Source organism: Pseudomonas sp. AM8 (assembly GCF_036346475.1).
Classification (GTDB): domain Bacteria; phylum Pseudomonadota; class Gammaproteobacteria; order Pseudomonadales; family Pseudomonadaceae; genus Aquipseudomonas; species Aquipseudomonas marginalis.
In genome coordinates this window covers 1,032,677-1,043,418 of record NZ_JAOTNX010000001.1, presented here as the reverse complement: position 1 = coordinate 1,043,418, position 10,742 = coordinate 1,032,677, and the positions used below count along the sequence as shown (strand labels likewise).

Here is a 10,742-nt window from a genome sequence, read left to right as displayed (position 1 = left end):
CGATCTATGCGGGCCGCATAGCTCTGATATGGATAGTTCGATTGGCCACTGCCGATATTGGAATTCTGTCGAGCTATGCGGGCCGCATAGCTCGGCTTGCTGTCCATGCTCATACCTGGATCTGCCAAGTAGATTGGGGCCGAGCTTACTATCGGGGTTGTTATCATGGATGCGTACCCCGATTGGGTCTGAGCAGATGCAACATTCCGCTGAGTGTGTTTCTAGCGGTTTGTACCGACTCAGGACTGCGGGTTTCTGCAACCGTTTTAGCCGGTTGAGTGGCATTGGATGGAGGATTTGCAACTCCCTGGCGTGAGGGGCTGGATCTTGCTTTGTCATCAGGATCCCAGTGGCTGTTGAAGTCTCCACGGACCGCCATGCCGACAAGTGTCATCAAGTAGCCCAGCGGGTTTCGTATCCCCCCTGAGTCACAGCGGTGCACCCATTGTTTGATGAGCGCTGGCTTCAGCTCTTCTGGGACTTTTTGCAGCGCCACCACCGCGCTCTGTTTTTGATCCGCCGGTAGCCGATGCAGTGCGTCGAGCAAATCGGCGGCCATGTCGGTCGAAGTCAGCGGTACATGTACAGAGCTTTTACAAACATCTTTGTGTGTATCTGTATACGTACTATATGAGTTCGGATGCCGAACTAAGTCCGAACCCATTGATTTTAGGCTGAGTTCGGCATCCGAACTTGGCTCAAAAGCGATTCGCTCGCCGCTGTGTCCACTTAGTTCGGCATCCGAACTCTGTGGCAACTGTGGTGTAATTTGCTGAGTTCGGACTCCGAACTCAGTCGCTTTTAGAGGTATTGCCGTGCGCGCCGTTGTCCAGGTCTGGCTGTTCAAACGAGACTCGATGACGTCCAATCGGCTTGGTAAGCGCTGACCCACGTCTGGATCGGCAGCGAATTCTTTCCAGGCAATCTGCGCGACTTCACGGATTACCTTGGTCTGATGCTCCATGGACTGCACAAGTAGCTGTAAATAATCCTTATCGAATTCTATGGCTTCGGCTGGTGTGACCGGTTCGTCATGAAGTAAGTAGACGTTACCTTGAACTTGTCCACTCAGGTCATTGCGCACACGGCGGCCCAGGCTAAGCCAGCGTGTGAGCCGTAGAGTGACCAATGCTTTTGATACGGTTTCTCGCGAGGCTGGCCTGCCGGGTTGCATGCCCAAATATGGCCGTAGTTGGTCATAGGTGGGGAACGCCGTAAGGCCGTCGTCATTGATCAGTAACCGGAACACCTGCCAGGTGTTTCTTTCAAGCGGGGTCAGTCGGTCATCCAGAAGCAATCTGCGAGGCACCGTCTCGTGTGGGTTCCCGCTGAATATGATTCCGGAGTAGGGGGCAGAACCTTCGATCCCCGGAGGCGCCGACTCTTTTTTCTGAAGCAAGTGAGCTTCAAGGTGGCCCGAGGCCGAGTCTAAAAGCGTCGACAATGGGAGCCGAGACAACCTCATAGTACGGGATCACCTTCCGCCGGTGTCGCTGCAGGCTGAGCCAGTCGATGAGAAGACACCAGCTGTAGCTTTCTTGGGAGGCCCGTGCTTGCAGGGGGGTAAAGCCCCTCCTTTATCCAGGACTGAATGCGATGCCAGATGATTGCTAGACTGAGGTTCTCGGAGCTTTCATCTGCATGGGTGTCCTGGGGTGTGTTGAGCTCTTCGGCGACTAGCATGGCGATATCCAGCATGGCGAGGCTGTCTTCAAGTTCAACCTGATGTTCCTGCATCAGGTGCGTCCATCTGTACCAAAGGTGAGCGTCCATCTCCTCACTGAATTCTCGCCACCGGCCGCGACGTGCCGTTACACCGATCATTAGGCGTTGAAGGGCTACGTCCTGGGGTGATAGCCCGAAGAACTGTTGCAGCATCTGAGTGGTCGCGCCTAGTCGAAGCGCACGTTCGATCGTGCGCACTTCTTCATCGGACCGCTGCGCCCCTATCAGCAGTTTTTTCACCATCTCTCCATCGATGGTGACGTTGCACCAAGAGACTGGAGTGTTGAGCAACAAGCTCAGAACTGACGGTTGTTGGAGCTGTGCCAGGATTTCAGGCTCCAAACCCATCTCGATGCAACGCCGGAGTTGGCCGTTGCGCATGTGATGAAGCACCTGAGACAGGATGGCTTCGTTGATTGGTATCTTGGACATGACGACTCCCCTCGTAGTGGTCCTGTTTTAGCTGGCTGGGTTCGCACTATCGCCGGCAGTTAACTTGACCTCTAAATCAATCAAACGCCTTGCGAGTCGAATTATTCGGAAGAGCTTCACCAGTGCGCCGTCGCTGAGGCGGCCTTCAGTCTCTGGGGGGGTGTCGTTCGTATAAGGCTGGCCAAGTAAGAGTTGCCCAAGCCCAGCTGCGAATTCGAAGTCGGTCAAAGCGTCGACCTGCAGATCGGGCTGCTCCTGAATCATTTTCAGAACGATGGCCACCGAACCGCTTAAAGACTGAAGAAGCGTCAACGTATGCTGGGCTGTAGCAGTGATTTCCAATTCTCCTTCAGCATCGGGGTGTCGATAGCTGAAACCCACGCCACCTTCGATATCGATAAATTGACCTGGTGCTTTTACCGAGCTGGCAATTTCACGAGCCAATTGCGCGATGTGCTGACGCAGAATCATGGCATTGTCGATTTCACGCTCGATGTACCAAAGGTCAGATATGGGGTTGAGACCACCAGCTTGAACAGGGATGGCCACCAAGGCGTTGGAGGCAAAGTCGGGTAATACTTCACCATCAAGCGCAGCGAGCTCCCGTTTCATCTTGTCGACTTTGGGGGAGCTTTTCACTGGACTTGCAATGTGCCCATCAATGCGCTTTTGGCGCTCTTGCGGGCTCATTTGCTCTTGAGGGGGAGGGGCCAGCTTATGTTGGCCAACTCGATGGGGAGGGCTCGCCGTGGTCATAGTTGGCTTAGGCGTGCCATCAGAAACATGAGTTGATGGTAATTGTGACGGGTTCTGATTTGACTCAATGCTATTGTTTTGGGGACTCGACTGAGGCAACCCCTCAAGTTGCGAGACAGGATGCTGAGGCATCTCAAGTACTGGTGTTGATCTGCGTAACTGGTCCTGGTTCTGAGTGATTTCCAGCAGAATTTTCTCGTAACCGAGATTTAACGGCTTTTTGAGCTGATCAATCAGCTCGTCCTGGAAGCGCTGGAACAGAAACTCCTCGGCGTCTCCCTCAAACTGGGAGAGGACATCTTGAAAAATCGTATCAAACTCTAGGTGCTGCCCTTGTTCTTGATAATTGCGCTCCCAGCACTGAAGCGCTGTCTTGCGTAGTGCAAGAAGCTTCGAAATTCGATCAACGCCGAGGCCGGAATATAGCACTGCCGGAATTGCCGGCAATAAGTACCGAAGAGTGTCCTGCATCCGACTGATGTGAGGTTGAGAAACAGGGTAGCCATCAGCTTTCAAACGTCGAGAAAGCTCACTTTGAGAAATTGCCTCACCAGACTCCTCCTCATACAAAGCTCTGGCCTTGTCGACGCCAATAGCCCGCTCAATGAACAGGAGTTGACCCTGCAGATCGTTTTCGGCCAAGTGCCCGGTGAGCGAGATGATCTCCCCACGAACGGTGTCCCAGGGACGGAACAGGCAGTGGAACTTGAAGAACTTCTCGTCCCCGGTCTCACGGTACAGCTCGTTTAGAATGGCCAGGCGCGTGTTGCCACCGTTTCGGATCCGGTACTTCTCCTCACCAGGTTTGCGCGTGACGGGAGGGGGCGTGTCGAGACCTCGATTGCGTATGGACTCTTTAATTTCATCGTACTTCGGGTTTCGAGTGGTCCGTGGGTTCTCGTCATACGGCAATGTTTCATCGAGCGTCAACAGCATAGGGGTATCGACGATTGGATCGCTCATGCGCGCAGCTACCGGCGAATTTGATTGAAAGGCCGGCAGTTGCAGTTTCTCTTTCATAGTCTGAGCCAAAGACTGTTTCATGCCCTGGCTCCAGGCAGCTCACAGGCTGGCGCTGCTGCCAAAAGTTGATCAATGATTTTTAGTGCACGACCAAGCGCCGCCTCAAGCTCGACTGTAGTCTCCAGGCGATGGACAATTTCCGAGTTCATTGAGCGGGTGTTTTCGCGCGCTTGCAGCGCGATCCGTTCACGCATCCCATCGGGAAGGCGGACGACGAATTTTTCTTCAAGCTGACGTTTTGGTTGGTTGCTCATAGCGTGCTCCGATGTCTAGGGTTGTGTATTTGTGTTCAGCGACGTTTCAACTGATCGCTAAGCTGAGTGGGCAGGCCCTTGATGGTTAACGTCCCGGACGGCTCGTCGTACTCGATCTTGTCGCCCAGCAGGTGCGCTTCAAAGCTGATGGACAAGCCTTCGGCACGACCGGTGAAACGGCGAAATTGGTTTAGGGTGCGTTTGTCCATGGGGATCTCCGGTGACAGGCCGTAGTCCTTGTTTCGGATGTGGTCGAAGAACGCCTTGGGCCGATCTTCATCAATCAAGCCCGAAAGCTCTTCAAGGCCCATGGGCTCGCCGAGCTTGGCCTGGCTGCTGGCGTAGTCCACCAGAGTCTTGGTTTTTTCGCGGGCCGACTCGTCCGGCAGGTCTTCGCTTTCCACGAAGTCACTGAAGGCCTTGAGCAGGGTGCGGGTCTCGCCCGGCCCGTCGACACCTTCCTGGCAGCCGATAAAGTCACGGAAGTACTCCGAGACTTTTTTGCCGTTCTTGCCTTTGATAAACGAGATGTACTGCTTGGACTGCTTGTTGTTCTGCCACTCGGACACGTTGATCCGTGCCGCCAGGTGCAGTTGGCCCAGGTCCAGGTGACGGGAGGGCGTCACGTCCAGCTCGTCGGTCACCGCCACGCCTTCGCTGTGGTGCAGCAGGGCGATCGCCAGGTAGTCGGTCATACCTTGCTGGTAGTGGGCAAACAGCACGTGGCCGCCGGTGGAGAGGTTGGACTCTTCCATCAGCTTCTGCAGGTGCTCGACCGCGGTGCGGCTGAAGGTGGTGAAATCCTGGCCACCGTCGAAATACTCCTTCAACCAGCTGCTGAACGGGTGCGCGCCGGACTCGGCATGGAAGAAACCCCAGGCCTTGCCTTGTTTGGCGTTGTAGCTCTCGTTGAGGTCGGCAAGCATGTTCTCGATGGCCGCCGATTCGGACAGCTCCGAATCGCGTGCATGCAGAACTGTGGGCGTGCCGTCGGGTTTTTTGTCGATCAGATGAACAATACAATGACGTATAGGCATTAGATTGCCTCCTGAGTGTGTTGGGTTTGAGCTCGATCGGCACGGCGAATGCGAGCTTTGGCGTTGAGGGCCGCGCGGTAATCGCTTGCGGTCGACGATGTGTAGATTGATCCAAGGTCGGGTTTGGTAAACTGGATGTGGCCACCTTGAGTCCGCGACACAGTCCAACCATTGGCCCTGGCAAATTCCACCAGTTGGCGAAGGTTCTCGTGCTTTCCGCGTATGAGGTTGGTCGTCATAGCTCTGCGTCCTTGTCTGCTAAAACGTTCCCTGCCTGAATCGCGATGATTTCGGCCTGGTCACCCGGGAATTTGCTGCCGAGCTCATGCAGAAAATTACGAGTTGCCTCGCGCGAGCCTGGCACGCGGAACACGACGGTGCAGTGCTGCACTGGCGCGGGGTGTTGCAGGTGAGCCATGACCGCCACTTTCAGTGAGCAGCTTTGGAGGTGCCGGGGGACCCAAACCGACCAGAAGTAACTTGATAGCAAGGCGCCTGCGCACAGCAGTTCAACGGTGATGGTTGCGCTGAGCGTGTCGGCCAGCTCGACGTAGCCGAGCTTCTGAAATTCCAGCAGGTCCTCGCGCATGCTCATTGGGACAACGGTGCTGTGGTCACGAGTAAGACGGCCGACTGCTTGAGCTAGAGCATCAAGTTCTACTGGGTTGACGCCTGTTTTGTGGGCGTGAACCACGGCAGAGGCTTCGAAGACTTCACCGGCTTGAATGCTTGGAAAAAACGCAGCGTTACTGTGCATCTGACACCTCCCGAAGCTCCTCGATGTCGTAGCTGTTGCAACTGGGACAAATCAGAATGTCCACTTCAGCATTGAGAGCGGTTGGGGCAGGCACGCATTGCTGGACTTGCTGCAATGCATGATGTGTATCGCAGTTGCGGCACCAATGGGTCATTGCAACCGGAGAGAGGGGGCTCATAGGTGTGCTCCTTGCCAGCTACTGTTGGCACTGAGGTTTGCAAAGCGGGTTTGGTGCGCTATGAACGCCGTGCGAACGGTACCAGTAGGACCGTTGCGAGCCTTGCCGATGATGATCTCGGCTATGCCTTTGTGTTCGGTCTGTGAGTGGTACACCTCGTCCCGATAGACGAATATGATCAGGTCTGCGTCCTGTTCGATGGCGCCGCTATCACGCAGGTCTGCGTTGATCGGACGTTTGTTTGGTCGGCGCTCCAGCTCCCGATTGAGCTGAGAGAGTGCTACCACCGGGCAATTCATCTCCTTCGCCAGGGCCTTGAGGCTCTGGGATATAGCGCTGATTTCGTTCGCCCTGTTTTCCTGGCCTGGGCAGCGCATGAGCTGCAGGTAATCGATCAAGATCAAGCTCGGGTGTCCGAAGCGACGGGCTGCGCGACGAGATTTGGCCCTGATAACGGCAGGTGTGAGCGCTGATGAGTCGTCGATGACCAGCCGCTCGCCATATGCATTGATACGTGAAACGGCTGCAGTCAGCTTCGGCCAGTCTTCGTCATCAAGCTTGCCCTTCAATAGCTTCCCAAGATCGATATGGCCAAGAATTGCCATCAACCGATAGAGCAGTGCTTTGGCGGGCATTTCCATGCTGAAGACTTGAACGGTACGATCAAGCTTTGCCTGCAGAGCCGTATCGATGAAGTTCAAGGCTAGGGACGTTTTACCCATCGAAGGACGTGCACCGAGAATGATCAGGTCGGCTTCTTGAAAACCCGACGTAAACTCGTCCAAATCTTCCAGGCCTGAAGGCACGCCGGTCACGGTGATATTGCCGTTGAAATGTTCGTCAATTTGCTCGACGACAGTAGTCAGGCACTGGTTGATGTCGACGAATTCAGATGCGCTCTTACCTTCGCCAAGCGCGAAAAGTTGTTGTTCAATGGTCTCTTGAACATCTTCCGCGTTGGCCAGCGGATCCGTGGCATCGCGAGAGCATTGGTAGCCAAGAGACATGAGTTGTCTGAGCCTGGAGCGATTACGCACGATGGATGCGTAATGCTCAATGTTGGCTACAGACGGCGTATTCTTGGCCAGCTCGCCCAGGTAGCTCAGCCCTCCGGCTTCGTCTGGATCCTCCAGCGCGTTGAAGACGATGACGATATCGAATGGAGCGGACTTGTCAGCAAGGCCGGCTATTGCCCGAAACAGCAACCGGTGGTCATGCCGAAAAAAGTCAGACGCATCCAGTTTGTCCGCGACGAGATCCCAGGTGTTGTTGTCGAGCAGTAGCCCACCTAACACACCTTGTTCAGCCTCTACGGAGTAGGGCGGTGAGAGGTCAAGGTGATTCATTTCCCGGACTCCTCGCCGATCTGGATAAAACCAGTGCCGTTGATTGCGCCCAGAGCTTTAACCATGTCGACTTCAACCTTCGCTGAATTGATCATGACCTGAGCAACCTCGGCGACGGCTTTGGCCCGGTCGATTTCCATAGGCTTGTCTGGATCCAGGAGGCCCTCAATCGCGACGAACAGATGATTACGTAGATCTTCAATCTTGTTCTTCATGTGCAACCTCCCGGATGGTGCGCTTGAGTTTGCTGATCGCTCGCATTGCGGATTTGAGCTCTTCTGGATAGCGATGGATGGTGTTGCGCCGCATGCGCTCCGCACGCGTGATCAGTTCCAGATTGCCGATGGCGATGTTGGATTTGTTTTCATCCTTGAAGCACACGCAATGAGTTGTGGGGACAGGGCCAAAGTGTTCTTCCCAGAGCAGCACGTGCACGCCTTTCCAATCGACAGGGGGGTAACCGGTGTCGGTGATTTTTCTCTGGAGATAGCCGTCAGGAGTCGTGCGCAAGCTGCCAATAGGTAGCCAGTTCCCCGGTTTATTGCCCGTCTTAAACTGCGTCTGAGTCATACGGCCAGAGGAGGGGAGCCCCTTAAGGCCCTTATTCCATGGGACGGAACCCTTGGAGAAGCGGAATTCAGCGCCCAACTTGCCGTCAAGCCGGCCACAGAGACTACTGCGAAGAAACTCGGAGCTTTTGCTCAATCCCAGCCGTTTGGCTTTGGCATAGATCTGATAGACGCTGAGTCCCAATTCGGCGGCTAGGACCTGAGTCGGTTCATCGGGATAGCGGGCAATGAGCATGCGCTCTTCAGTCTCACTCCAAACATGGTGTTTATGAGCCGGGGCAAGCCCAAGTTGGGATCGGGCTTGTTCCAGCGCCGCTATGGCCAAAGGTGAAAGCGAATGAGTTCTCATTGGCTCCCCCCATGCCCAAGGGCTTCTCGTGACTGCTGTCCAACACCACGATGTAGCCTGGCATGCTTGCCCTGGTCCCATCCCGCTCGCAGAGACCGAGTGTCGTGACCTTTGGCTTCGATGGGTTTGATGATGAATTGCTTGAGATTAGGGTGGTGCAATTCCAGGTAGGCCTGGATCTCCTGCGCCGTGGTTTCGTCTACCCCGCCTGCAAACTGGTTCACTTTCGATGCGACGGCATTCAGCCAACCCTCGGCAAAGAGTTGGCCCCGGTGACGCTTTGTCTTGAGTTGGCAGCGTTTCTGCTGAGCAACATGAGCTCGACGGGCTGCTACGAGTTGGTGATGCAGCGTTGAATAGGTGTGAGCGGCCAGCTCGGGCGAAATACCCTTCCCCAAAAACTTGAAGGACCAGCCTGCCAGCGGATGAAAATACGCCAAGTGGCTGCAGTCGAAGGCTTGGGAGCAGATTGTGGCCAGGTTGTGCAGCCAATCCTGCGGCGAACGCCGGGTCTTGGTGCCCACGCTGGCCTCTTCGATTGCATGAGCAACAACCTCGGTATGTTCGAGGTTGTACTGCTTCATCAAATGGCGCGCTTGGCGAAGTGCAATTTCCACTTCGTTGGGGGCAGCGCCTTGCGATTTGGCCAGCGCCATGAGTTTGGCGACCTTGCTGAGGACTTTTTGCTTGTCCATCATTCACCCCCTTCCTGTTGGTTACGGGGGGAGAGCGCCTCTGACCAAAGTCGCAGTGTTTCCTCCTCGTCAGCAGAGAGGTGAATCCGGGTAAGACAATCCGCAACCTTCTGTTTCAAGGCATCAAGACGATCCTGAACACTTGAGCCGTCGTCGTAAGCAATCTCCTGCTCAACAGCTTGTACAAAGTCATTACGCACAGAGAGAACGATGCTTATCCAAAAAGCATTTGGGCTGGTCCAGCCAATTAGCTTTCGAGTTCGGTCTGGCGATAGGTAATCACGGAGCCTGAGATTGAACTCCCTAGGGGAATAACCGTTACTGATAACCCCTGCACGATTGAGCGTCAGCGCTGTTTGAAGAATTTCTAGGAGAGGCTCCAGAGCCGCTGGCTCAGAGACAAAAGTTTTTAGATATGTTTCAGCTACCAGACGCTTGGCTTCGGCATATCGAGCTTGCTGACGCTGCTTGGCTTGGCTTTCGTCACGGCCGCGCTTTTCCTTCGCGTGTTTTATGTTCGAGTTCACGGACTCAATAAGCTTCGCAGCGTCCTGCAAAAGCTGACGCTGTTCAAAGCTCAACTGAGCGCCTATTCGACCTGCTAAGTGGCTACCGCTTGTCAGGGAGCGTATTTCTCGTGCGGATCCACTTAGCTTTGCTTGCAAGCTGCGCAATTGCTGAGCGCTGTAGTACTTGCCAACCTCTAGGATGACATCGGCAGTAATACTGCGGGCATCGGTGATGGAGGGCTTCGCCATTTCAACGATCCTCCCTCACCAACTTTGCTACCTTCTCCTCGGTCATGGCCTCAAAACGGTCCCGCCATTCTGGAAAGAGCTCTATGGCCAATTGGCGGATGACGACAAGGGCTGCAGGGGATATGCGGTTGGAAGGCTGCCGGTATTCCAGGCGATGTACTGGGAGGCCCTGGGATGCAGCGCTACGAAAGACCACAGCGGTGGGGATGATGCTTTCCAGAACGCTGATTTCGTCATTGTCCTGAAATATTTCCCGTACTGACTGCTCGATCATCTGCGCGTCGGTGGTTTGGTCGAGGTTGTTGACGACGATCCGCACGGGAGGAATTTTCATGCCCAGGCGCCCATAGGCGCGAAGGCCGTCTAACATCTGCATGGTTCCCCGGCTGAACTCCCGTGCAGCGAGCATGTTGGGTGGAAGTGGAGATATGACCAAATCAGAGGCTAGGACCACCATTTCGAGCATGGCCGATCTGGCGCCCTGAGTGTCAATCAGTACCAAGTCAAAATGATCTTTGAATGCCGGCATCAGGTTGGCGAGGCGCAACCGTCCGTCGGGAGCCTGCAGGAGGAGGCTGTTCAGCTGGTTGTTGATGTCATTGGAGATCACCAACGACAGGTTTGGAATCGCGGTGCTGGATATGATCTTGGCTGAGTCGGTGATGTTGAACGCGAGCAGATCGTAAATGCCGCCTTGGGCTTCATCTACCAATTGGTAATACGAAGAAAGGGAGGGCTGAGCAGGATCCAGGTCGATAAGGAGTGTGCGAAGGCCGGCGTCCGCGCAGAATGCGCCGAGGTTGGCCTCAATAGTGGTTTTGCCTACGCCGCCCTTGGTCGAAACGACCGCAGTGATTTTCATG

At 54.9% G+C, this 10,742-nt stretch carries 13 protein-coding genes; all 13 read right to left on the bottom strand.

Translation table 11 applies throughout. The annotated features are described in order from the left end of the window. Positions 1-163 precede the first annotated feature (163 nt). Positions 164-1,465, bottom strand: coding sequence for an STY4528 family pathogenicity island replication protein (locus tag V3W40_RS05035; protein ID WP_033901904.1), 1,302 nt, complete (start codon positions 1,463-1,465; stop codon positions 164-166). Next, entirely contained in the window at positions 1,462-2,157 is a 696-nt protein-coding gene (locus tag V3W40_RS05030; protein ID WP_033901905.1) for a DUF2857 domain-containing protein, read from the bottom strand. Before V3W40_RS05030 ends, V3W40_RS05035 begins: the two co-directional genes overlap by 4 nt. A 27-nt stretch (positions 2,158-2,184) precedes the next feature. Next, positions 2,185-3,957: a ParB family protein gene (locus V3W40_RS05025; protein ID WP_033901906.1), complete on the bottom strand. Its 1,773-nt coding sequence runs from the start codon at positions 3,955-3,957 to the stop codon at positions 2,185-2,187. After that, positions 3,954-4,190 (bottom strand): Arc family DNA-binding protein, encoded by a 237-nt coding sequence (locus V3W40_RS05020; protein ID WP_033901907.1) that lies wholly within the window; start codon positions 4,188-4,190, stop codon positions 3,954-3,956. Before V3W40_RS05020 ends, V3W40_RS05025 begins: the two co-directional genes overlap by 4 nt. Positions 4,191-4,225: 35 nt before the next feature. Next, the gene (gene yejK / locus V3W40_RS05015) at positions 4,226-5,227 is read right to left on the bottom strand and encodes a nucleoid-associated protein YejK (RefSeq protein ID WP_033901908.1); all 1,002 of its coding nucleotides are present in this window, start codon (positions 5,225-5,227) and stop codon (positions 4,226-4,228) included. Next, a complete protein-coding gene (locus tag V3W40_RS05010) occupies positions 5,227-5,466 on the bottom strand; it encodes a type II toxin-antitoxin system HicA family toxin (RefSeq protein ID WP_033901909.1) in 240 nt (79 codons plus the stop codon). The genes yejK and V3W40_RS05010 overlap by 1 nt, the downstream gene beginning before the upstream one ends. After that, a complete protein-coding gene (locus tag V3W40_RS05005) occupies positions 5,463-5,984 on the bottom strand; it encodes a hypothetical protein (protein ID WP_033901910.1) in 522 nt (173 codons plus the stop codon). Before V3W40_RS05005 ends, V3W40_RS05010 begins: the two co-directional genes overlap by 4 nt. 174 nt (positions 5,985-6,158) lie before the next feature. After that, entirely contained in the window at positions 6,159-7,508 is a 1,350-nt protein-coding gene (dnaB, locus tag V3W40_RS05000) for a replicative DNA helicase (protein WP_033901911.1), read from the bottom strand. After that, a complete protein-coding gene (locus tag V3W40_RS04995) occupies positions 7,505-7,723 on the bottom strand; it encodes a hypothetical protein (protein WP_033901912.1) in 219 nt (72 codons plus the stop codon). Before V3W40_RS04995 ends, dnaB begins: the two co-directional genes overlap by 4 nt. Next, on the bottom strand, positions 7,707-8,426 hold the full coding sequence (locus V3W40_RS04990) for an HNH endonuclease signature motif containing protein (protein ID WP_033901913.1): 720 nt from the start codon (positions 8,424-8,426) through the stop codon (positions 7,707-7,709). Before V3W40_RS04990 ends, V3W40_RS04995 begins: the two co-directional genes overlap by 17 nt. Further along, a complete protein-coding gene (locus V3W40_RS04985; protein WP_174562731.1) occupies positions 8,423-9,121 on the bottom strand; it encodes a DUF2786 domain-containing protein in 699 nt (232 codons plus the stop codon). The genes V3W40_RS04990 and V3W40_RS04985 overlap by 4 nt, the downstream gene beginning before the upstream one ends. Further along, positions 9,121-9,879, bottom strand: coding sequence for a hypothetical protein (locus V3W40_RS04980; RefSeq protein WP_033901915.1), 759 nt, complete (start codon positions 9,877-9,879; stop codon positions 9,121-9,123). The genes V3W40_RS04985 and V3W40_RS04980 overlap by 1 nt, the downstream gene beginning before the upstream one ends. A gap of 1 nt (position 9,880) precedes the next feature. Next, complete coding sequence (locus tag V3W40_RS04975) at positions 9,881-10,741, bottom strand: ParA family protein (RefSeq protein ID WP_033901916.1); 861 nt, start codon at positions 10,739-10,741, stop codon at positions 9,881-9,883. Between the last annotated feature and the right edge of the window lies 1 nt (position 10,742).